Here is a 23,374-nt window from a genome sequence, read left to right as displayed (position 1 = left end):
GCTTCGTGGACGAGTTCGATTTGACGGCGAAGGACGTCTTTGAACAAATCGAGCGCCTGCGCGCACGCGTCCATGAACGGGTTGGATGGCCGGCTTTCGATTTCCTGTTGGAGGCCGTCGATGCCTTGCCGCATAAGTTTTTGATAGTCGAGCATCATGCCCGAAAGGCGGGCGGTCGCCATGAATGGATATTTGCAGTCGATAAAGCGGCCGGTCGTCGTGTCGTTGAGAACGTCCTGACAATACAACGTCTTGACGTCGTGGTCCTGCCAGAAATCATACAGCGCGTCCACACGGTGCCATTCGCTTTCGGGCAGTTGTTCTTTAAAGGCGCGCAGCTTGTGAAACACGCAATAGTGGCCCACGCCGCCAACGCTGGTGACGGCCCCGAATCCAATGGGGAGAAAATCGAGTCGTCCCGCGATCAAGTCGTCGTCTTCGATGGTACGAAACAAAGTCGGATAAATTGTTTTTAGACATTCGATTTCCCGTTTCGCCTTGTCCTCGTGCTGATTCGCCTTGTAGGCGTCTGTATATCTTTCCATGATTTCGAGTTGTTCCATAACCGGCTTTTCGCAAGGGATCTTTTTGGAGATTTCCACGTTTTGCACGCCGTCGATATTGATTTTTGCCATCGCATTCTTCCTCTTATTCTTTCTGCCTTTACTATAGCATCTATTTTGGAATGTTCAATCCAATTTTATTCTTTTTTATTCATTTTTATTCAAAATAGTTCACATCAAGTTCTGTCCCTCTTTTTTGTTGCGGTTTTGTCCACTCTGTCTACGATTTATTTTGAAGAATTGTATATTTTTTCATCAGCAGATTTCTGATACGATGGGCACATCAGAAATGAGGTATAGCTATGAAAACAAAACACACGACGAATGAAATCGTTTTGACGGCGCTGGGCATGGCGCTCGTGTTCGTGGCGACGATGTTTATTAAGATCCCCAACCCGCTCGACGGCTATTTTAATTTAGGGGATGGCTTTTTGATGTTGTTTGCGGGGATGCTGAATCCGTTTTGCGCGTTTTTGGTTGGCGGCCTGGGTTCCGCTCTGGCGGATGTTGCGGGCGGCTACGCGTATTATTTTATTTGGACGTTGCTGATCAAAGGCGTCGAGGCGTTTTTGATTTCCGAGCTGTTCCACCGGTTTGGTCCGAAATACAAGCTGGGCTACTATGGCCTGGGCGCCATCGTCATGGTGGTCGGCTACTTCTTCGCGAAATGGTTTTTGAAGGGCAGCGCGCTCATCGCGTTGTCGGGCGTGCCGGAAAACATCCTGCAAAGCGTGGTGGGCATCGTCATCGCCTGGGCGGCTTATCCAATCATCCAAAAAGCTTTGGGAAGAACGCGGCACTTGAAAGCGGAATAAGCGCAAAAATGCGGTTCAAAAAAGTCTTGCCCGAACGACAAGACTTTTTGATTGGTTTTATGCTTACATAATTTGCGCTTTGGCGTCTGGAAGCTCTTCTTTCAATTCCTCATCCGGAATGTTGCCAAACTGCACGAGCAAGTCGTACATGTCGGTGCCTTTGAGCTTTTTGATACCCGCCTGCAACGCGGCTTTTTCGATTGGATTCAGCTTCATGTCGGTGACTGGCTTGCCGTCGCGCAGCTTCGTTGTCGCGTAAAGCAAGTCACGCACGTCGAACGCGCTTCCCCATACTTCCGGTACGCCGCGGTCGACATCGCAAAGGGTGTACACGGCTTCCATGCCGGTGCGCATCGAGTATTCGGTTGTGAAAATCGTATCGCGCGGCGTTTCGGCGAATTGACCGATGAACGCGAAGTTTTTCGCTCCTTCCGGCACGACATTTGGACGATCGTCTTTTTGTCTTGGCATGAAGAACGCGGTAATGTACGGCATCATGCAAGGCACGGTGTTGGCGCTCTTTTCTGCCAGCTCTTCAATTTGATCTTCCGGCACGCCCAGGTGGTACAGCCACTCCATGCAAATTTCTTTTCCGGTGCAGTCGCGCATCGCTTTTTTTACATAGTTTCCTGGCTTGTCCGTAAACAAACCGTAAATCCAGCCGACAAGCTGGTCTTTTGGCTGATCTCTAAATTGAGGCTGCCGGTTGAAGGTCCAGGACAACAGCCAGTTTGAATCCATCACGGTCACGATTCCGCCTGTGACGACACGACCCGAGAACGGATCGCGCTTCGTGATTTTTTCAATATATGGCGGAATCTTGTCGTCCAGCGTCGTCACGGTCGCGGACTCCCAGTTGGTGAGTTCCGGCGTCGAGCAGAACTTATGCGGATGGCCAAACGACTTGTCTTGCGCGGCGATGTTTTTCCACATATCCCATACGCCGCCTTGTTTTAACTCGGTGTTGAATTTGGCTGGTTCGTTTTGCGAGCCAAACGAAGAGTTTTCCACGCAGCTTCCGTTGGTGATGAACACCAAATCGTTTTCTGTCAAGTCGATTTGTTTTTGTTGCCCGTCCGCTTCTGTCACAAGCAAACCAGTCACGACTTTGTGATCCGGCTCGATTTCAAACATGACGTCATCGACTTTTACATTGTACTGGAAATCGACATCGTGCGCTTTCAAATAGTTGATCATTGGCAGGATCATCGACTCGTACTGGTTGTATTTTGTGAACCGGAGCGCGGAGAAATCCGGCAGACCGTCGATATGATGGATATAGCGTTGAATGTAGCGTTTCATTTCCAGCGCACTGTGCCAGTTTTCAAAAGCGAACATCGTCCGCCAGTACATCCAGAAATTGGAGTCCAGCACTTCGTCGTCAAAAAACTCGGTGATTTTCTTGTTTTCCAATTCTTCTTCCGGGGTGAAAAACAGCTTCATGATTTGCATTTGGGCTTTGTCGGACAATCCAAATTTCTTGTCCGTGTGCGCGTCTTGTCCACGATTGACTGTCGCCCGGCACAACGAGTAGTTTGGATCGCGCTTGTTTAAATAATAATAGTAATCCAAAACGGACATGTTCGGGTCTTCGATGGATGGGATGTCGCGGAACAAATCCCACATGACTTCAAAGTGATTGTCCATTTCGCGGCCGCCACGCATCGTATAGCCCAGACCCGGATACTGGTATCCGTCGCAGGCCCCGCCAGGCAGCGCGTCTTTTTCAAGAATGTGGATTCTCTTTCCGTCCATTTGGGCGTCCCGCACAAGGAAGCAGGCAGCCGAAAGCGCGGCCAGTCCGGATCCAATGATGTACGCCGACTTGTTTTCAATGCCTTCCGGTTTGAGCGGATGGGCAAACGCTTCATAATTTCCACTTGAATAATACATGAATAAATCCTCCTTGAGACGCAAATCCCCTTTGGCTTTCAATATCTTTATTATAAATTTTCAACGTGCAAATTGCTTTTAAATTGCCTGACTAAAACAAAAAAAAATCGGGATAAAACCAAAATTTTGTTTTTTGTTTCCCGATTTAAAATCTTTTTTTATTGATTTCCCGCCAAAAAAGCGAAAAAGGTTCTCTCGATTTCCGTTGTTATTCGGTCTTCAGCGCCTTGGTTTGCTCCCAGGTAAATTGCGGATCCCCGAAATGTCCATAGCAGCTTGTCTTTTTGTAAATCGGCTTGCGCAAGTCCAGCTCCTTTAAAATGTTGTCGACGTTGAAATTAAAGTTTTTCTCCACGACCTCCAGCAGCTTTTCATCGCTTAGTTTACCGGTTCCAAACGTGTCGACGCAAATACTGATTGGCTCGTTTTTTCCAATCGCGTACGACACTTGCACTTCCGCCCGTTTCGCCAAGCCGGAAGCGACAATACTTTTCGCGACGTACCGGCAATAGTACGCTGCCGAACGATCCACCTTGGTTGGATCTTTTGACGAGAAGCAGCCACCGCCAATCCGTCCGCGTCCGCCATACGTGTCGCAAACGATTTTTCGTCCCGTCGTTCCGGAATCGCCAAAGCTTCCGCCTACCACGAAGCTTCCCGAAGGATTGATAAAATATTTGGTGTTTTCATCCAGCCATTTCGCGTCGACGACGGGCGCGATGACCTCTTCCATCACAAGCTTTTTGATTTCTTCCTGACTTAGCGACGCGTCGTGCTGCGTCGAAACCACGATCGTGTCGATTCGCTTTGGCTCGTCGTCCACGTATTCCACCGAGACCTGGGTCTTTCCGTCCGGTTTCAAAAGCGGATTGTTTCGACGAACCTTGGCCAGCTGCATCGCCAGCTGATGCGCGTAGTAAATTGGCATCGGCATGAATTCTGGTGTCTCGTCGCAAGCGTAGCCAAACATGATACCTTGGTCGCCCGCGCAAATTTCCTCCTTGTTGACGGCGTTGTGAATTTCCGGAGACTGCTCGTTCACAACGACGGTCACGTAGTAATCCTCGTCGTACCCGATTTTTTTGATTGTATCCAGCGCGATTTTTTCATAATCAATTTTCGCTTTTGTGTTGGCCTCGCCATACACGAGCACGAAATCATCTTTGATTGTCGCCTCCACCGCCATGTTGGAATCGGGATCCTGGGCGAGGGCTTCGTCAAGAATGGCATCCGCGATTTGATCGCAAATCTTGTCTGGATGGCCTTCCGTTACACTTTCACTTGTAAAAATATAGTTTTTCATGTTTCCTCCTGTAAAAAACGCATGCCCGGAAGCATGCGTCAAAGAACGGTACTTCTTATCGGTGTTAGCAGGACCACCTTAATTTGCATCAGGTTGGTGTGAGGTCGCCGAGCTAACTCTCTACCTCATCTCTTGATAATTGATCAAATTGTGCCTTTATTTAAACAAAATCCGCCCGGATTTTCAATCCTTTTTCTCGTTCAAATCGCGGATATATTTTTTCAGCATCACAAAACGGGCGATTCCCAGCAAAAGAACGCCAATCCCGATATAGAAAATCGGCATTCGATCCGCCAGCAAGCCAACCGCGCCGATCACGATTCCAAGCCCCGCCAGCTGCAGCTGGCGGAACAGGACTTTCATTTCATCGCTCATTAGCGAACAGTCGTGCCATTTGGCATGTCTTTGGCCACACTGACAAAGCTAAGATCCTTGTCGTTGGCCGCGCAAAGCAGCATGCCTTGCGATTCGACTCCCCTCAGCTTGACAGGCTTCAAATTGGTGACGACGATCACTTGTTTTCCCACAAGCTCTTCCGGCTTGTAGTGTTCGGCGATTCCGCTCACCACTTGCCGCACTTCGTCGCCCAAGTCGATTTGCTCCACGAGCAAACGGTCCGCCTTCGGGTGCGGCTTGCATTCGATAATCGTGCCGACTTTCAGCTCGACCTTCGCGAAGTCGTCAATCGTGATTTCAGGCTTCTTTTCATTGGCGACCGGTTCGACTTTGGCGTCTTTTTTCTCGGCTTTTTCTTTCGCTTTCTTTTCTTTGGCCTGATCTTTTTCAAGCTGTTCGAAAAATTCCTTTTCATCAATACGGGCGAATAAGACTGGCGCTTTCTTCACGACATGGCCGCCGGTTTCCAAATGGCCAAACGACTCAGTCGATTCCAGCGACCGCTGCCCGGTATTGAGCATGTCCAAAATCTTTTCGCTCGTTTCCGGCAGGAAGCTTTCCAGCAACACCGCCGCGATTCGAATCGACTCCAGCAAATTGTACAATACCGTCGCCAGCCGCGCGCGATCCTCTTCGTTTTTCGCCAAGACCCAAGGCGACGTTTCATCAATATACTTATTGGTCCGGCGAAGCAGTTTGAATATTTCATCCAAAGCGGCGCCCACTTGCAGGTCTTCCATCTTTTCTTCGACTTTTTCCTTCGTTTCCAGAGCGGTCGAAATAAGCCCCTCATCCACCGGATCGTAAACTTTCGGGTTGGTAATTTCCCCGTCAAAATACTTGTTCACCATGGAAATCGTGCGGGAAACCAGATTGCCTAAAATATTGGCCAAATCCGAATTGATCCGCTCAATAAGCAATTCCCACGTAATCGTTCCGTCGTTGGCAAACGGCATCTCATGCAGGCAGTAATAGCGTACCGCGTCGACGCCAAAATAGCGAACGAGCTCTTCGGCGTACATGACATTGCCTTTCGATTTTGACATTTTGCCATCGCCAAACAACAGCCAAGGATGACCGAAGACTTTCTTTGGCAGCGGCAAATCCAGCGCCATCAAAAAGATTGGCCAGTAAATCGTGTGGAAGCGCAAAATATCCTTTCCGATAATGTGCGTCGCCGGCCAGTATTTTTTGAACTGGTCCGACTGTTCCTCGGCTTGCGCGTCGTATCCAAGACTTGTGATATAGTTGCTCAACGCGTCGACCCAAACGTAAATCACGTGTTTCGGATCGAAGTCGACCGGCACGCCCCATGTAAAGGACGTTCTGGATACGCAAAGATCTTGAAGTCCCGGACGCAAAAAGTTGTTCAGCATTTCGTTTTTGCGCGATTCCGGCTGAATGAAATCCGGATGCTCCTCAATGTATTGAATGAGCCGGTCCGCGTATTTCTGCATATTGAAGAAATACGCCTCCTCTTTGGCTTTTTGAACGGGTCTGCCGCAATCCGGACACTTCCCGTCCACAAGCTGGCTTTCAGTCCAAAACGATTCGCAAGGGGTGCAGTACCAGCCTTCGTATTCGTCTTTATAAATGTCGCCTTGCTCGTAAAACCGCTTGAAAATCTTCTGGACCGCTTTGACATGGTCTTCGTCGCTGGTCCGGATGAAATAATCATAGCTTGTGTTCATCAAATCCCAGTTGGCGCGAATCGTTCCCGCCACGTCGTCGACAAACTGCTGCGGCGTGATTCCCGCTTCTTTCGCTTTTTCCTCGATCTTGATTCCGTGCTCGTCGGTACCGGTTTGAAAAAACACGTCGTATCCCTGGGCCCGTTTGAATCGCGCGATCGCATCCGAAAGAATGATTTCATACGTATTTCCAATGTGGGGACGGCCAGATGTGTAAGCAATGGCCGTAGTTAAATAATAAGGTTCTTTTGTACTCATAAAGGAACTCCTCTCTACTTTGTCATGTCCGCCGCTTTGGTAAAGATGCGAACGAGCGCAAGACCTTTATCCGGGCAGTTCGTTACGCCCAGATCGCGTCCAGGCCGGTTCGGGCCGTGGAAATCGCTTCCGGCGGAAACGAATAGTTTATTTTTTTGAACAAGCCGCAGCAACGCGGTCATCGTCTGTTTTTGAATCGCCGGCGAGAAGCACTCGATTCCATCCAGACCCAATCCGATCAGCTCCTCGATCGTGTGGTCGTCGATGTAGTCCAAATGCCAGCTGGACAAGATCGCGATGCCGTTGGCGTCGTGGATCGCGTCGATGATTTCTTCAGCGGAAGGATATTTTCCTTCCACGAAGCATGAACCGCTTTTACCGAACACGTCGTTTTTAAAACGGGCCATCGCCTCTTTCTCGTTGGCGCAGCGATCCAAATATTTTGTCACAAACGGTAGTTTCCGCGTTTGCCGATTCCGGAAAACCATCTCCGTGATTTGCTGCGCGGTAATCGTCTGGAACCGGGAATTGGACATCAGGGAATCGAGGTCGATGACGATGCCCGAATACTGTTCGAACTTCTTCACCCGTTCAATCGACATTTCCTTTTCGCGACGCAACGATTCCTGCTCCAAAACGTTGAAGATTTCCTGATTCCAGTCAATGTAGTAGCCCAAAATACGAAGCCGCTCGCCATTGTACTGACAATCAAATTCCACGCCTGGAATGTACTGGATGTCGTACAGTTTCGCGAATCGCGGAGCGGCCGCGTTGACGCGGGCGCAGTTATGGTCGGTAATCGAAATCGTTTCCAGTCCCAGTTTTTTCGCCTGCTTGAAAATCTCCTCCACGTCGTAGTAGCCGTCGTCGCTGTAATTGGAGCGAATGTGCAAGTCGATCGGCGAAACGTCCAGCTCCTCTTTTTGTTTTTTGACTGCGGGTTTTCTCTCCTTCGCCGGCTCGGCTTCCGCTTTCTCCCGAATCTCGATGTTCGTTTCCGGATCGCGGACTAAAATCAGCTTGAAAACGAGATCGAAGATCGTCTGCTGGTTTGGCATGGCCAGCGCGCACAATCCGTTGAGCGCCCACCATCCAACCATACCGGTCGTCTTAAAGAAAAAGCCAAGCACCATTGTCGGCACGCCAAAGCCGAAAACCTGCCGCATGATGAGCGTCAAAGGCGAAGCTTCCCGCTTGTTCCGGCCCACCAGGCGCAATCCCATCAGGGAATATCCAATCGTCTGCCCTTGAAAGCGGGCCGTAACGACCGAAAGAAGGATCACACACGTGACAAACAGCAACGCGTACATTAAGTAAAACAGCAAATCAAAAAAATGGGGCGGGATCAACCCGCATAAAATGAGCAAAAACTCAATAACCCAAATATAGACAGGAAGAAGACAAATATTCACATCGATCAAAAAAGCGAAAAAATGCGCTTGATAATCTTCAACAGTTCGCGTGAGAGGTTTTGCGTTTTTATATCCGCCGTTACGGTATAGCTGGGCTCTTTTCAGCATTAGCCCAATATATTGTTTGATTGAGTTCATTTCTTCACAAACCTTTCTGCTATCTTTTATTATATAAAAAATAACGAACGAAAAAAAGAGTCATACGACTCTCTTTAGAATTCTTTTCGTTTTGTGAACAAATAGCCAAGCACAGCGCTCGCCAGACCACAAAGCAAACCGTAAAGACCGGCATGGGTCGTCGTCGCGGTGTTGATTCGCGGAACAAGACGCCCCGGTGTGACAGCCGGCGTCGCAAACTGGATCGACTGCGCTTCCTGCAGCAGCTTCTGATACGACTTTCCGCCTGCGTTTTGTAGCTTGGTATTGACCGCCTCTTTATCCGAACGGCTCAATTTATTCCAGGAAGACAAACCGGAAATGATTTTGGTGTAATTGGCGCCAGTCGCGCTTCGATACATCATTCCGCTCTCGCTGGCATACGTGGCGATAAATTCATCCGCAGCGCTCGACGACTTGGGCGTCGGCTCTTCTGTTTTCGATACCGCTTCGTTTTTCGCCACGGTCGTTTCGGCCGGCTGCGCTACCTGCGGCGCGGCTTCGACCGGCAAAACCGGCGCTGCGGCTGTCGGTAAAACGAGCTCTTGCTGCGGCTGCACTTCCGGTTCGAAAGCGGCTTGCGCCAGCAAGGAAGTTTTTGGCTCGGCACCAAAAGCCGGTTCGGCGTTCTCGCTCACGAAAGCGAGCGTCATCGGCTGGAAAGCGGTTGGCTGCTCAACCGGATCTTCCGGCGTCTCGAGTGTCTCCTCGTCTGGCTCAGTTTTCTCGACAGATGGCAAATCCGGATTTTCAGCCGGCTGCTCCGGGGTCGGCGCAGGCGCCGGTTGCTCAAGTGGACCAGGCTGTTCTTCCGCTGGTGTCTGCGGTTGCTCAGCCGGAGCCTGTGGAGCAGGCTGGACCGGAGTCGGATCGACTGGCTGTTCCGGCGTCGGATTTTCAGCCGGTTGTTCCGGAATCGGCGTCGGTTCCGGCGTAGGCTGCGGGTTCACCGTCGCGGCTGCCTCTTGTTCCTTTTTCGCGTTTTCCTCGTCGATTTTCGCCTTGACCTGATTGGCGGCAGCCACCAGGTCGTCATAGGTTGTCAGCGTAATGACGCCCAGACCCGGATTGGCTTTCGCCTGCGCGATCCGTTCGCCAAACTTCGTTTTGACATCTTGCTGAAAAGCGGCGGAAAACGCAGGTAGTTTTCCCGCGCCCTCCAGCACGATCGTATAATTGGTTTCATCTACCCCTGTGATGAGCTGCGGGGTCGTTTTCGGTTTTGCGGTGGCAGGATCCATGATGACGGCTTTCGTCACCGGATCAAGTTGCTGGATCTGGATCGAACAATAAGTGTCGATAAACTGATCGGCCGTTGTGATGACGGTCGGATCTTGCACGACGACTGTTGTCAAAGTTTCCTGAGCCGTTATCGGCATCCCGGCGGTGACGGTGCCCATTCCAAGCATCGTGCCGGCCATGGTGATCCACAATCGTTTGTTCATACGCTCACATCCTTTCTGCGCACACACTTCATTGTATCAAGATTTAAATCAGATTGCTAGCTCCAATAGTTTTTCACAAATTCCCGCGCTTTGTAGTCGCTTTGCGCCAGCTGCTCATAATCCGGATCCTGTATGTATTCGACGTGCTCCAGCGCTTTTTGGATGCTCGTTTCAATGTCAAGAAATCCGATTTTCCCGCGCAAAAACATTTCCACGGCTTGTTCGTCGGCACCATTGAAAATCGCTCCGGCGTTGCCTTCCTTTTCGCCCGCCTCGTAGGCGACGCGCAGCATCGGAAAGCGCGCCTCGTCCATTTGCCGAAAGTGAAGATCCCTCGTTTTCGTCATATCCAGCGGCTTTTCCTCTTGGAGATCGAGTCGTTGCGGATAAGCCAGCGCGTACTGGATTGGCAAACGCATATCCGCGCTTCCAAGCTGTGCCATCACGGCGTGATCCGCAAATTCAACCATCGAGTGCACAATGCTTTCCGCGTGGAGAACGACGTCGATTTGCGAAAAAGGCAAGTCAAACAAATAATGGGCTTCGATGACCTCAAAGCCTTTGTTGACCATCGTTGCGCTGTCAATCGTGATCCGTTTTCCCATATTCCAATTTGGATGGGCCAGCGCCTGCTCGACGCTTACATCGCGCAGCTGGCTGCGGTCGAGATCCCGGAAGCTGCCGCCGGAAGCCGTAATAATCAGACGGGACACCTCCCGCGTCGTATTGCCTTGCAGGCATTGAAAGATTGCGCTATGCTCCGAGTCGATTGGATACAACCTGGTCTTGGTTTCCTCCAGTGTCTTGCGTACGAGCGCGCCGCCCGCGACTAGACTTTCCTTGTTGGCCAGCGCCACGTCGACGCCTTTGTTGAGCGAGGCGAGCGTCGGCTTCAACCCTCGAAATCCAACGGTCGCGTTCACCAGCAAGTCGTAATCGCAGTTCTGAATGCACTCTGTCATATTGTCCTCTCCGACAAATGTTTTTTTTCCTTCGAACGCCGTTTCGGGCGCGACCGCCATTCCAACCACTTGAATGCCCGGATGGCGGGCGACGATATCGTGAAGCGCTGCTTCGCTCGTTCCGGCGCTGACACCTACGAGTTCAAATAAATCGGGGTGCTGCTCGATGACGTCGATGGTCTGCTGCCCGATGGACCCCGTCGCCCCCAGCAATAATATTTTTTTCATAGTGATCTCCTTTGTTTTTTGATTTTATTATACGTCAATTCGACGCAAAAAAAGAGGAACTTGTCGTTCCTCTCAAAGGATTGTTTTAGTCGAATGGAATTGGAGTCAATCCCCAGATTTCATTGGCGTATTCCCGAATCGTCCGATCGCTGGAGAAATAACCGGATTTCGCGATATTGACCAGCATCATCCGCGCCCAGCGCGAGCGATCCTCATACATCTGCTGCACAAGGGACTGCGCGTAAATATACGCTTCGAAGTCCGCCAAAACGAAGAACTCGTCGTTGCGAAGCATCAAATCGTTGTAAATTTGCTGGAACTCGTTTGGATCGTTCGACCATGTGTTGTTTTTGAGGCTCTCGATTACCTCGCGGATATTGGCGTTGTTGTTGTAGAGATTCCAAACATTGTAGGAGTTTTCCTTCCGCAATTCGTTGATATCTTCCACGTGGAGGCCAAAGATTTCCGCGTTGTCGTAACCGACTTGCTCTACGATTTCCACATTTGCGCCATCCAGCGTACCTAGAGTCAGCGCCCCGTTCATCATATATTTCATGTTTCCGGTTCCGCTCGCCTCTTTGCCGGCGGTCGAGATTTGCTCGCTGACATCGGCGGCGTTCAACAAGATCTCGGCCACGGAAACCGAATAATTCGGAATGAACACCACTTTCATGAACCGGGAAATTTCCGGGTCGTTGTTGACTTTGTCCGCGACCATGTTGATCAGCTTAATAATTTCCTTTGCCAACGCGTAGCTTGGCGCCGCCTTGGCCGAGAAGAAGAACGTTCTCGGATAAATTCGGAAATTCGGATCTTTTTTCATCCGCAAGTACAAATGCATGATGTGGAAAATGTTGAGCAGCTGACGCTTGTAGGCATGCAAACGCTTCGCCTGGCAGTCGAAAATCGAGTCAATATCAATGTCGATATTCAGCGTATCTTTGACGTATTTAGCCAGTATTTCCTTGCGCTCCCGTTTCACTTGCATAAAGCGCTCCTGAAGACGAGGATCGTCCACATGCACCATAAGTCTGGTCAGCTGTTCCGGATCCTTGATAAAGCCGTCCCCGATCGTGTCCTCGATCAACCGCGCCAGCTGCGGGTTGGAGTACAGCAGCCACCGGCGATGCGTGACCCCGTTGGTTTTATTATTGAAACGTCCCGGATACAACCCGGCGAACGCGCTCATGACATCGTCAATCAAAATCTGCGTATGGATCTTGGCCACCCCGTTGACGCTGTGGCTGCCCACGATCGCCAAGTGAGCCATATGGACCTGATTGTCTTTTAAAATGCCGACTTGCGAAGCCAAATAGCCTTTTCCCTGATGCTCGATCTCATAGCGGAACCGGCGGTCGATTTCCTCGATGATTATATATACGCGCGGCAAAAGCTCCCGCATCATATCTTGCGGCCATTTCTCCAACGCTTCCGCCATGACGGTGTGATTGGTATACGCCACGGTCCGGCGTACGATATCCCACGCTGGATCCCAGTCGTAGTTGTAGTCGTCCATCAGTACACGCATCAGTTCCGGAATCACAAGAACCGGATGCGTGTCGTTCAGCTGAATTGCCACTTTTTCCGGTAAGTTGTCCAGGCTTGGGTACACGCGCAAATGCGATTCAATGATTTGGTTGATGCCCGCGCACACAAAAAAGTACTCTTGTTTTAATCGCAGTTTTTTTCCATCCGTTGTGGAATCGTCCGGATAGACGTTGGTCGTCAGCGCCAGTACGTCATTCAAATACTTGCTTAAATTTCCGGACTGTACCGAGTCTTCGTCGACTTCGGCATCCCATAAGCGCAAAGTGTTCGTGGTCTTTGTATGATATCCCACGATCGGCTCGTCATACGGAACGGCCCGCACGACAAAATCCGGCGCGTACTCCATGTGGAATTTCCCATTATAATCCATGTACGCGTCGATCTTGCCGCCAAACTTGACTTGCACGGCGTGTTGCGGTTTCCAGATCTCCCAAACGTTTCCGTTTTTCAGCCAGCAATCCGGCAACTCGACTTGACGGAAGTTTTCGATTTTCTGCTTAAACAAACCGTAGCGGTAACGAATACAGTTTCCATTCCCCGCCAGATCCAAAGAAGCCAGCGAATCCAGGAAGCAGGCGGCAAGACGTCCCAGTCCACCGTTTCCCAGTCCGGCATCGCTTTCCATTTCCTCCAGTTCGTTAATACTCAATCCGCATTCTTCCAATCCGTCCTTTACCACATCATAAAGTCCGAGATTCATTAAGTTGCTCGTCAGCAACCGTCCCATCAAAAACTCCATAGAAAAATAATAGAGCTGTTTGGTATGCGATTTCTTGATCGCATTCTTCGTCTCTTTCCAATGAATGCCGGCGTAGTCGCGAATCATCTCCCCCAATACGACATACCGCTCCACTGGATACGTGTCTTCGAAATCCCGACCATATTGCTCAGATACTGCCAGTTTAAAGCTTTCGACAAACTTTTCTTTCGAACTAAAATTCGACATAAAATTCCCTCCTGTCGTTAAATTATACCAAGAGAATCCCATAAATCAAACATTTTCCCCAAGATTCATCGAAAAAAAAGAAGGAAAAGAAGAAATATTTATTCAATTTTGACAACGGGAAAGTGCCAGCGGTATCCTACGCCCGTCACCGTGTCAATATAGGGCTGTCCCCTATACGTCCCTAACGCTTTTCTGAGCCGGCTCACGCAATGCGACAGCGCGTTATCCATCGCACCGCGTTTGGTAATCATCATCAATTCCTCGCGGGATTTTGTTAAGCGATAATCCAGAACCAGCCGTCTTAGCAAGGAAAACCCTTCGCGCTTGATGGATAGCTCCACTCCTTCGCGCCACACTTGTCGGGTATTCAAATTGATCAGCAGATCCGCGCTCCGAAATAAAACGATGGGTTCTTCGATTTCCAAAAAAAAGACGAAGATCCGCTGGTCGTTGATTTGCCACTTCTCGATATTTCCGTTTGGGTATTGCTGTGTGACATTACGACATAAAGAAGTATTCCATGGAATCACTAAATATTTAGGAATCTTTTTCTCTTGTTCTTCCATTTTGTTTTTCTCCTTGTTTATGATTTCAATGATACGCATGGATATATTTATATGCAAGCCATTGGATTAAAAATAAAAACAAAAAAAGCGCACAATCACGCTTTTGATACAAAATCCTGGATCTGGATAATTTTCCCCGCCGGATTTAAGGTTACGATCGAAACGAACCGGTCCTCGTTTTTTAGCCCGATGAGCGCGGCTTTTCTGCCTTGCACGATTGCTTCCTCGTAGCGAATCAAAAAACCGTCGAAGTGCTCCATGCCAACATGGGCGTTTCCGCGTTCGTCAACATGAATCACATTCAAATCAAACCAGTTTTTTTCAAGCGACTCGTTTTGATTGACCGCCTCCTGAAAGGAAACGAGGCTGGAAGGGTTCCCTTTTTCCTTTTTCTTTCGCCCGATCCCAAAATCAAAAGTGCCTTTTTTCCGGTCGAGATCGCGACGGGTGGCAAAATCCTTCATGGACTGCTGCTGGTGGACATAGCGCGCGTAACTCTCCCGCACGTGGGATGGCGTGCCGGCCGCAAACTCGATGGATCCATCTTCCTTCTCGGTGTAATACTGTTTGTATTTCCGCCACTCGTACATGGAATAATCGAAACTCATTCTTCTTCCTGCAAGTCGATGCTTGGAAATTTAAAAACTTGCTCTCCTTCCCGGCTCACTAAGTATTTTCCTCTGGCGATGTACTCTACGTAATCGGGATTGGAAAGGTTCTTTTTTGTCGTTTCCAGTTCCTTTTTTTCATCATCCAGCTTGGCGGATTCTTTCAAGTTGTTTCGAATTTCGCTTTTCAATGCGAACGTCGTCTGAATCTCCTGGCTTCCAAAGTAAATAAGACTGAACGAAACAGCCAACAAAGCGCATGAAATGAAATATCGCTTGAATCTCGACATTTTTTTTCTCTTTTTTACCTGTTTCATCACTCCACTCCCTCATCTGTTTTTTATAGTATACCATCATTTGATATACATTGCCAAAATGGCGATGTCGCTTGGATTGATTCCGGAAATCCGCGAAGCCTGTCCCAAAGTCAGCGGGCGAATCGCGTCCAGCTTTTGCCGCGCCTCCAAAGACAAGTTGTCCATTTTTGAATACTCGAGATCCTGCGGAAGCTTTTTGGCTTCCATGGCCTGCATGTGCGCCGCGTCCCGACGGGCTTTTTCAATATAGCCCGCGTATTTCGTGTCGATTTCCACCGCGGTTGCCACTTCCTCATCATAATGGTCTGCCGTGATCGCCTCCAGCAGCGAAAGCGTGATTTTCGGCCGTTTTAATAGTTCCAGAGCGGAGCATCCATGCCGAAGCGGATCGTAGCCCAGCCCGGCCAGCCGTGCATTGATCGCCGCATCCGGCTTGATATGCGTTTCGGCCAATGCTTTTTTCGCCGCGTCGATCTTTGCCATTTTTTCCTGAAACTTCTCATAGCGGGCATCCGAAACCAAGCCAACCGCATGCGCCTTTGCCAGCAGTCGCTGATCGGCGTTATCATGCCGAAGCAGCAACCGGTATTCGGCTCTCGACGTTAAAAGCCGATACGGCTCATTGGTGCCTTTTGTACTTAAATCGTCAATCATGACTCCGATATACGCTTCGTCACGCCGCAAAACCAAAGGCTCCTGTCCCGCCACCTTCAACGCCGCGTTCGCTCCCGCGATCAATCCTTGTCCGGCCGCCTCCTCATAGCCGCTCGTTCCGTTCACTTGCCCGGCGGTAAACAAGTTTTCCACGACTTTGCTTTCGAGCGAAGGCTTCATTTGCAGTGGATCAATCGCGTCGTATTCGATCGCGTACGCGTATTTTTCAATGACGCAATGTTCCAGACCCGGCAAAGAATGCACCATCTTTTCCTGGACTTCGCAAGGCATGGAAGTCGAAAAGCCTTGAATGTAAATCGTATCCAGCTCTTTTGACTCGGGTTCGAGAAAAAGCTGATGGCGCGGTTTGTCGGCAAAGCGAACAAGCTTGTCTTCAATGCTCGGGCAATACCGGGGTCCCACGCCTTTGACAAGTCCCGAATACATCGCCGAGTCTTCCAAATGATTTAAAATGATTTCGTGCGTTTCCGGCGCGGTGTAAATCAAATGGCATATCTCCTGTTCAGAGAAAGGCAAAACATCTTCCGGCCGCGTCGTTTCAGAAAACCGCAAAAAGGCGTCCGTTCCCGGCTGCTCTTCTCCTTTGGAAAAATCAATCGTTTCTTTTTTTACCCGGCATGGGGTTCCTGTCTTTAACCGGAAGGTTCGGATCCCGGCTTCGCGCAGACTCTCCGATAACGAGTCGATTGTCGGCTGCTCTTCCGGTCCGCTCTTCGTCGCGGTATGACCGCGCAAAACACTGGAAGTCATATAAGTTCCCGAAGTCAGCACCACTGTTTTCGATGGAATAACCGTCCCGTCGACACACTCGATTCCTTTCGCTTTTCCTTCCTCGATCCAGACGCGGGCCGCTCCTTTTTCGAGGATATCCAAGTTTTCCTGCTGGAGAAGCGCTTCTTTCATGAATCGCTTGTATGCGATTTTATCGCTTTGCACGCGTAGCGACCAAACACCCGGCCCTTTTGTCGTATTCAGCATCTTAAACTGGAGGGCGGTTCGATCCGCGGCAACAGGCATGATTCCGCCTAACGCGTCGATTTCACGAACAACGATTCCTTTCGCCGGTCCGCCAACACTCGGATTGCAGGGCATGGATCCGACCATATCGAGATCCATCGTAACGAGCGCGGTCTTTTTTTTCATCCGGGCAGCCGCCATGGCTGCCTCAATGCCCGCGTGGCCTCCTCCGACAACAATCACATCGTACATGTTTAAGCCTTCTTTCTAACAAAATGCGCATTCAAATCCAAGTGGAATACCGTTTGCGGAATTTGCATCAGCGCCGTAAACGCGCCATACACGCCGACGGCAATCAATCCGTTGATTGCCAGTTTCACAAAACAAAGCCAGCGGGATCCTTCGGTTCCGTCCAGTCCGATCCAATTCAAAACCGACGCGGTTCCCCACAACAAAAAACAAGCGAGAATCTCAAGAATAAACTTGTGAATCAATCCTTTAAACTTGATTTGGTATACACGGCTCGCCTCTTTCAAATTCGAATAAATCAAATACGTCGCGCCAATCAACGAGGAAAGGATCGCGCCAGGATATCCGACAAGCCACATCAGCGGCACCATGAGCACGCCTTTGATAATCGTATAGTAGAGGAGCCGTTTCAAAACGTGCCGCTGCAAACCAAGCGCCATCATCAAATTGGTAATCACCGGTAAAATCGTTCCGGTAAACGCTTCAACCGCCAGCCACTTTAAAATCGACGTGGACAGTTCAAGATCCGCGCTGGAAAACATGACGTAGTTAATCGGTCCCGCATACACGAAAATACAAAAAGAAAGCATAAAACCAATGTACAAAATGATATTCAGGCAATCCAGCACATTGCTTCGCACAAGCTTCATATTTCGGTTTTCTAACGCCACTGTGATGTGCGGAATGAGCGCGGCTGTAAAACCCGGCGCCAAAATCATTGGAATCGCGATAATTTTCGTACCGGAAAAGTTAAACCCGGCTAAAATCAAATCGTATTGTTCCCCGTATCCTTTTAACTGCAATCCGATTGGAAGCAGCAAAGAATTGTAGAGCGAGTCACTATAGCCAAGAACCGCCACAACAAAGTACGGGATCGCGAGCAAAATGAATTCCCGAAATAGTTTTTTTGCCGGTACCGCTTTGGTTTTTTGCATTTTCGCCTGCTGCTGGATGGCCGGCATCTTTTTTTTATCGAACGCGATAATTTGCGCCAATCCGGCAATCGCCGCCACGACCGTACTGGAAACAGAGGCATACAAAGCCCATTTCCGTTCCATGCCTAGCACATACACGCAAAGGCAGGAAACACTCAACAAAAATCCAACACGGAAAATTTGCTCAAACGTTTGTGAAAACGCGTATTCTTCGATTTCTTTCCGTCCTTGCACAAAACCACGGAAAGCGGACAAAACCGGCACGAGAAATAAAGCGATGCTCAAAATACAAAGAACGGTCTGCATCGTTTTCACGTCGTTTCCATCGCTAATGACATGGGCGAGCGGATAGGAAATGAGCATCATAGTGACCATTCCGATAAATCCCGTCAAAGATAAAAAGGAAATCGAGATCCGTTTGATGAGCAGAATGGTCTTCGCGTCCCCACGCGTCGTGTATTTGGCAACGAGCGTGGCAACCGCAAATGGGAAACCAGCGCTAAATATATTTAAAAAATAGGAATAGAAAGTGTACGCCGTTCCATAAAAGTTTGTATATTGCGCTGAATCCAAAATGGAATTGAGCGGACTGACATAAAAAAGGCTGATAAGCTTCGCGAAAAAATAACCGCCGGTTCCAATCAATCCACTATATATAATTGATTTTTTTACATTTTCTTTTTGCATAGATACTCCTTCAGCTTCCCATTATACCATACTCTTTTTTCTCCCACATGAGAAACAAAAAATGTCCGGCAGACCAGACATTTTAATTTCGATTGTTGCCAAAAGGAACCATGCTCAGCAACGCGCCTATCGTCCCTAACGCGATCAGAAAGATTTTTCCCTCCATTTGACTAAACCAGCCAAACAAAGCGCCAAGCACAGGAACATGGAAACGAACTTTGCCAATGAGATCCGTATACGCCACGGGCTCCATGTCTTCCTGCGCGTTGGCATCCCCCTTTGTGATCAGCTCGTGGTTTTGTTTTTCATTTGCGACCACACGGTGCGTGACGACCGAATCGCGATGCAAAAACGCGATCACATCCCCGGGCTGCAAAGTTTCCGGCGCTTCATAACGTACGCCAATCAAGCTGCCAACCGGTATTTGCGGCGCCATGCTGCCACTGACGACATTAAACATTTCTATGCGAAACAAACCGGGAACGACCATCGCCAGTCCGCATAAAATGACGATCGCCAGCAAACCGTTTCCTAACCCGCGAATCCATCCGAGCCTTTTTTGTTTTTCTTCCGATTTTCTCATCTTCATCTATCCCCTTTACGAAAATTACGATACCATCATTGTCCTGGATTGACAACTAGCGCTTTTCTTTCCTTATCATCGTTCTATTTCTTGATTCTTTATCTCGTTGAAAATACAATAAATAAAAAGGAGAGAGAAACTATGAAACACATTGTTTTAATTAAACTCAAAGATCGTACCCTTGAAAATCAACAAGCCGTCGCCGCGATCTTAAAAAAAATGACGACAAAGACCATTCCGTATGCCGATTCTTTTTTTGTCGGAGAGGATTTTCTAGATTCTGAGCGAAGCTATGACGTTCTCCTGGAAGTCGAACTCCAGCGTCAGGATTTGGAACGCTACGCCAACGATCCGTTTCATGTGACTGTCAAAAAAGAATTCGCGCCCTATATGGATCACTCGGTAACGATTGATGTGGAATAGCATCCCGATTTGCACGTCCGAACAAGCCAGATTGGCAGATCAAAAAGCCATTTGCGACTATGGGATTCCCTCCCTCGTTTTGATGGAGCGCGCCGCCCTTGGCTGTGTCGAACGCATGCAAAGCCACATCCATCCAAACGATACAGGTTTGATTGTCTGCGGGCCGGGAAACAATGGAGCCGATGGCTTGGCGATTGCCCGCCTGCTTTCGGAACGCGGTTTTTTTGTAAAAATCGTCCTGCCCGATTCAAATCAAATGTCTTCGGATGAGAAGGTCCAGCTCCATATTGTGCAAAAACTGGCGATCGAGGCTTGCCCCTTATCCGCTTGTTCGTTGGAACCGTTGCTTCATTCGTGCGACTACATTGTCGACGCGATTTTCGGCTCGGGGCTTTCCCGGGCAATTCACGGACAATGGTACGAAACGATCGCTGCCATCAACGCCTCGGGCCGCCCGGTTTTTTCTATCGATATTCCAAGTGGTCTTGACGGGAATACGGGGATTGCACAAGGTATTGCGGTGAAAGCGGCGCATACCTTTGCGCTCGATTGCGTCAAATGGGGAGAAATCAGCCCGGAGGGCGCCCCTTATTGCGGGATGCTCCACCGTGTGCCGATAGGAATTCCAAGTGTTTTGCATGAGAAAGAAGCCAAGTGGCTCTCAAAGTCATCCCTTTGCCAAAAAATCCCAAAGCGGAGCCCATTTCAGCACAAAGGGGCTTTTGGCCGGGCTCTGATGATTGGCGGCAGTCCGCAAATGCCTGGCGCCGTTTCCATGGCTTCTTCGGCTTGCTTTCATAGTGGAATTGGCTTGCTTAGCGTATTCGTTCCGGACTCGATTCAGACGATTTTGCAAACCCGCTCGAGCCTGATCATGACGATTGGCGCCGAAGCGTCGAAAGATGGCTTTTCTCTGACCGCATACCAACAGCTTCAGCCGATTCTTTCCCGATTTGATGTTTTGTGCATTGGCAACGGAATGGGGAAAAGCCCTTCCACAGACGCGTTGCTTCAGACTGCTCTTAGTTCCGACGCCACCGTCGTGATTGACGCGGACGCGATCGCTTCAGCGGGACAGCATCCATTCTGGCTCGATCGGGAAGCTCCCGTCATTTTGACGCCGCATATCAAGGAAATGAGCGACTTGACCGGTCTTTCGATGCAGGAAATCAAAACACGTCCTTACAAAGCGGTGACTTCGTTTTGCGCCGCGCATCCGAATTGTGTCTTAGTTTTGAAGTCGTGCGCGACAATCATCGGTTATCGAAATCAGCTTTCTGTTTTGTTTTCGCCAAACAGCGCGCTTTCCAAAGGAGGCTCGGGTGACGTCCTCGCCGGAATTGTGACCGGCCTTTCCGGATGGATCAAAGATCCTTTCCTGGCTGCGCAATTCGGTGTTCTCGTGCATTCCATGGCGGCGAAGCAAGCAGCAAATCCGGTTAGTTTTACGGCGCTGGACCTCATTCAAAATTTAGATTTTGTTTTCGAACAATTCATAAAATAAAAGCGATCGAAATTTGATCGCTTTTTAATCGTATTGCAGACGTAAATAATATACCCGGGAATCAAACATCTTCGTATTGAACCCGTAGCTCTCCAAATCGCCAGAATCACCTGTCCAATCGTTGTTTAAAAAACACTCAAGGGCAGGCAACTGGTCTTTTTCGATTTGAAAAGACGCGTAAAACTCGATACAGTCGTTCAAACTTGGCTGCTCGCGATCGGGCGAAAACGAGATATCGGATATTCGCTTTTTAAGAATTTCCTGAATCGCACGAACATCTTGAAGAGAGCCTTTGACTACAACGTAAAGAATCGCTTTCATTCCTACGCCGCTTTCTCAAGTACATACTTGCAAAGTTTTTTCAAATTAGCGTCGTTGTTCAAATTCGTGACTTTGCCAAGTGAAAGATTCAGCGCGGCAAGCACAATTTCGTCTTTTTCCACCGCGATATTCAACGTTCCGGCTGCGTTTTCATAAAAAACGTCGAATAAATAGCTTGTTCGCTCTCCTTGCGTTTCTTTGGAGCGTAAATTGCACTGAAAAGCATCCTTGTTTTTGAGAATGATTCGTACAACGCCGACACCGGATAATGGTAGTGGTTTTGCCATAATCGTCTATCCTTTCTGTGCCTCGTATGTGATCTGAATGCCGAGGCTTGTAAATAGCGATAAATCCACATTGGATACCCGCGAAGTGATGTGAGCCTGGGTGTTTTTTAAAGCCGACAGCTGTTCCAGCGCTTTTCGGGCATTGGGATTTGTTCGCGCACTAAGCGAAAGGGCAATGAGCATTTCATTGGTATGCAGTCGCGGATTGACGCTTCCAAGATAAGCTGTTTTCAACGTTTGAATCGGGCTGAAGGACTCGACGTCAATCAGGATTTCCTCATCGGGAATATTGGCCAAATATTTAATGGCATTCATCACAATCGCCGCGCAAGGTCCCATAAAATCACTGGTTTTCCCGGTGACAATCGCACCGTCTTCCAGCTCGATGGCCCCGGAAAACGTCTTTGAACTTTTCTCTTTTTCATAAGCCGCCTTTACGCAAGGGCGATCCATTGGCGTAATACGGGCTTGCTGCATCAAAAGCTCTTGTTTCTTTAGTTCCTCTTCCGAACACTGGTCATTGACGTACCGTGTTTTCGTCGCGAAATAGCGACGAATAATTTCCTGATTTGAAGCGTAACGGCACGCTTCATCGTCTGAAATGCAGAGTCCGGCCATATTTACTCCCATATCTGTGGGTGACTTATACGGACTCATTCCGTAAATTTCTTCAAACATATGTTGAAGAACGGGGAAAATCTCAATATCCCGATTATAATTCACCGTGATTTCGTTGTAAGCCGACAAGTGAAACGGATCAATCATATTCACATCGTTCAAATCGGCTGTCGCCGCTTCATAAGCGATGTTCACCGGATGGTTGAGCGATAAATTCCAAATCGGAAAAGTTTCAAATTTTGCGTACCCCGCTTTTACCCCGTGACAGTTTTCATGATAGAGCTGAGAAAGGCAAGTCGCCATTTTCCCGCTGCCCGGTCCTGGCGCCGTCACGACAACAAGCGGACGGCTCGTTTTGATGTAGTCGTTTTTGCCAAAGCCTTCCTTTGAAATAATTTTCTTCGTATTCGTTGGATAGCCATCAATCGAATAGTGGCGATACACAGGTATTTTCCGGCGTTTTAATTTTGTTTCCAGCTGTTTGGCTTCCCGTTGACCAGAATAACGGGTAATGACAACAGATCCCACGTACAAGCCAATACAAGTAAATTCATCAATAAGCCGCAACACTTCCTCATCATAGCTGATTCGCAAATCCGAACGCATTTTGTTGTCATGCAAATGGTTGGCATTGATAGCAATCACAATTTCAGCTTGATCTTTTAATTGTAAAAGCATTTGAAGCTTACTGTCCGGCGCAAATCCCGGGAGAACCCGGCTTGCATGGTAATCATCAAAGAGCTTCCCGCCAAATTCCAAATACAATTTATCGTCAAACTGTTCGATTCGTTCCCGAATATGCTGGGATTGCATGGTTAAATACTTTTCATTGTTAAATCCAATTTTCACATTATTACCCCTTTGCTTTTCAGATTATAACATTGTTCTCTGGAAGGAAGCCAGTATATTTTTTATAGATTCCAAAAGACGAAAACAAAAAAACCTCGCCAGTGGCAAGGTGGTCGTTCGATCTCTCAAAACCAGAAACACGCCTTCTTTCTCTTTCCACAACCCCTTGGTCTTGGCAA

Annotated in this window: 21 protein-coding genes; 3 read left to right on the top strand and 18 right to left on the bottom strand. The window is 48.9% G+C overall.

Features of this window, described 5'->3' with window-relative positions; all coding sequences use genetic code 11:
- A partial coding sequence (locus ABNS49_RS12315) for a pyruvate formate lyase family protein (RefSeq protein ID WP_348688223.1) occupies positions 1 to 635 on the bottom strand: 635 nt, incomplete at its 3' end.
- 230 nt (positions 636 to 865) lie between these two features.
- Between ABNS49_RS12315 and ABNS49_RS12310 the strand changes: the two genes are divergently transcribed.
- Positions 866 to 1,378, top strand: a complete 513-nt coding sequence (locus ABNS49_RS12310; RefSeq protein WP_135980629.1) for an ECF transporter S component — start codon at positions 866 to 868, stop codon at positions 1,376 to 1,378.
- Between the two features lie 63 nt (positions 1,379 to 1,441).
- Here ABNS49_RS12310 and ABNS49_RS12305 read toward each other — a convergent pair whose 3' ends face one another.
- From ABNS49_RS12305 to ABNS49_RS12240, 14 genes are all read right to left on the bottom strand, one after another.
- Positions 1,442 to 3,271 carry an oleate hydratase gene (locus ABNS49_RS12305; protein ID WP_135980628.1) on the bottom strand — a complete coding sequence of 610 codons (1,830 nt, stop codon included), beginning with the start codon at positions 3,269 to 3,271 and terminating at the stop codon, positions 1,442 to 1,444.
- Between the two features lie 208 nt (positions 3,272 to 3,479).
- On the bottom strand, positions 3,480 to 4,574 hold the full coding sequence (metK, locus tag ABNS49_RS12300; protein ID WP_135980627.1) for a methionine adenosyltransferase: 1,095 nt from the start codon (positions 4,572 to 4,574) through the stop codon (positions 3,480 to 3,482).
- Between the two features lie 183 nt (positions 4,575 to 4,757).
- Positions 4,758 to 4,949: a hypothetical protein gene (locus tag ABNS49_RS12295; RefSeq protein WP_135980626.1), complete on the bottom strand. Its 192-nt coding sequence runs from the start codon at positions 4,947 to 4,949 to the stop codon at positions 4,758 to 4,760.
- Positions 4,949 to 6,919: a methionine--tRNA ligase gene (gene metG, locus ABNS49_RS12290; protein ID WP_135980625.1), complete on the bottom strand. Its 1,971-nt coding sequence runs from the start codon at positions 6,917 to 6,919 to the stop codon at positions 4,949 to 4,951. The genes ABNS49_RS12295 and metG overlap by 1 nt, the downstream gene beginning before the upstream one ends.
- A gap of 14 nt (positions 6,920 to 6,933) precedes the next feature.
- A complete protein-coding gene (locus ABNS49_RS12285) occupies positions 6,934 to 8,331 on the bottom strand; it encodes a PHP domain-containing protein (RefSeq protein WP_277820827.1) in 1,398 nt (465 codons plus the stop codon).
- A gap of 212 nt (positions 8,332 to 8,543) precedes the next feature.
- Positions 8,544 to 9,932, bottom strand: coding sequence for a hypothetical protein (locus ABNS49_RS12280; RefSeq protein WP_135980623.1), 1,389 nt, complete (start codon positions 9,930 to 9,932; stop codon positions 8,544 to 8,546).
- Between the two features lie 56 nt (positions 9,933 to 9,988).
- The gene (gene dxr, locus ABNS49_RS12275; protein ID WP_135980622.1) at positions 9,989 to 11,122 is read right to left on the bottom strand and encodes a 1-deoxy-D-xylulose-5-phosphate reductoisomerase; all 1,134 of its coding nucleotides are present in this window, start codon (positions 11,120 to 11,122) and stop codon (positions 9,989 to 9,991) included.
- 85 nt (positions 11,123 to 11,207) lie between these two features.
- Entirely contained in the window at positions 11,208 to 13,616 is a 2,409-nt protein-coding gene (locus ABNS49_RS12270) for a glycogen/starch/alpha-glucan phosphorylase (RefSeq protein WP_348688222.1), read from the bottom strand.
- A gap of 98 nt (positions 13,617 to 13,714) precedes the next feature.
- On the bottom strand, positions 13,715 to 14,182 hold the full coding sequence (locus tag ABNS49_RS12265) for a winged helix-turn-helix domain-containing protein (RefSeq protein ID WP_168353612.1): 468 nt from the start codon (positions 14,180 to 14,182) through the stop codon (positions 13,715 to 13,717).
- A gap of 95 nt (positions 14,183 to 14,277) precedes the next feature.
- Positions 14,278 to 14,790, bottom strand: coding sequence for a hypothetical protein (locus ABNS49_RS12260; RefSeq protein WP_135980619.1), 513 nt, complete (start codon positions 14,788 to 14,790; stop codon positions 14,278 to 14,280).
- Positions 14,787 to 15,080, bottom strand: coding sequence for a septum formation initiator family protein (locus ABNS49_RS12255; protein WP_135980618.1), 294 nt, complete (start codon positions 15,078 to 15,080; stop codon positions 14,787 to 14,789). Before ABNS49_RS12255 ends, ABNS49_RS12260 begins: the two co-directional genes overlap by 4 nt.
- A 63-nt stretch (positions 15,081 to 15,143) precedes the next feature.
- A complete protein-coding gene (gene mnmG / locus ABNS49_RS12250) occupies positions 15,144 to 16,991 on the bottom strand; it encodes a tRNA uridine-5-carboxymethylaminomethyl(34) synthesis enzyme MnmG (protein ID WP_135980617.1) in 1,848 nt (615 codons plus the stop codon).
- A 2-nt stretch (positions 16,992 to 16,993) separates the two neighbouring features.
- Positions 16,994 to 18,610: an oligosaccharide flippase family protein gene (locus ABNS49_RS12245; RefSeq protein ID WP_135980616.1), complete on the bottom strand. Its 1,617-nt coding sequence runs from the start codon at positions 18,608 to 18,610 to the stop codon at positions 16,994 to 16,996.
- An 82-nt stretch (positions 18,611 to 18,692) separates the two neighbouring features.
- Positions 18,693 to 19,193 (bottom strand): signal peptidase I, encoded by a 501-nt coding sequence (locus ABNS49_RS12240; protein WP_168353611.1) that lies wholly within the window; start codon positions 19,191 to 19,193, stop codon positions 18,693 to 18,695.
- A gap of 141 nt (positions 19,194 to 19,334) precedes the next feature.
- On the opposite strand from ABNS49_RS12240, the gene ABNS49_RS12235 reads away from it, so the two are divergent.
- Positions 19,335 to 19,616 carry a Dabb family protein gene (locus tag ABNS49_RS12235; protein WP_135980614.1) on the top strand — a complete coding sequence of 94 codons (282 nt, stop codon included), beginning with the start codon at positions 19,335 to 19,337 and terminating at the stop codon, positions 19,614 to 19,616.
- Positions 19,606 to 21,120 carry an NAD(P)H-hydrate dehydratase gene (locus ABNS49_RS12230; protein ID WP_135980613.1) on the top strand — a complete coding sequence of 505 codons (1,515 nt, stop codon included), beginning with the start codon at positions 19,606 to 19,608 and terminating at the stop codon, positions 21,118 to 21,120. The genes ABNS49_RS12235 and ABNS49_RS12230 overlap by 11 nt, the downstream gene beginning before the upstream one ends.
- Before the next feature lie 24 nt (positions 21,121 to 21,144).
- Here ABNS49_RS12230 and ABNS49_RS12225 read toward each other — a convergent pair whose 3' ends face one another.
- The 3 genes from ABNS49_RS12225 to ABNS49_RS12215 are packed head-to-tail and all read right to left on the bottom strand — an operon-like array spanning position 21,145 to position 23,195.
- Positions 21,145 to 21,441: a hypothetical protein gene (locus ABNS49_RS12225; RefSeq protein ID WP_135980612.1), complete on the bottom strand. Its 297-nt coding sequence runs from the start codon at positions 21,439 to 21,441 to the stop codon at positions 21,145 to 21,147.
- 2 nt (positions 21,442 to 21,443) lie between these two features.
- Entirely contained in the window at positions 21,444 to 21,728 is a 285-nt protein-coding gene (locus ABNS49_RS12220) for a hypothetical protein (RefSeq protein ID WP_135980611.1), read from the bottom strand.
- Positions 21,729 to 21,734: 6 nt separating this feature from the next.
- The gene (locus tag ABNS49_RS12215) at positions 21,735 to 23,195 is read right to left on the bottom strand and encodes a DUF1846 domain-containing protein (protein WP_135980610.1); all 1,461 of its coding nucleotides are present in this window, start codon (positions 23,193 to 23,195) and stop codon (positions 21,735 to 21,737) included.
- Positions 23,196 to 23,374 lie beyond the last annotated feature (179 nt).

The sequence above is a fragment of the uncultured Dubosiella sp. genome (genome assembly GCF_964018005.1).
Lineage (GTDB): Bacteria > Bacillota_I > Bacilli_A > Erysipelotrichales > Erysipelotrichaceae > Dubosiella > Dubosiella muris.
Note: the sequence above shows the minus strand (reverse complement) of the source record. Positions and strands in the feature narration are given on the sequence as shown.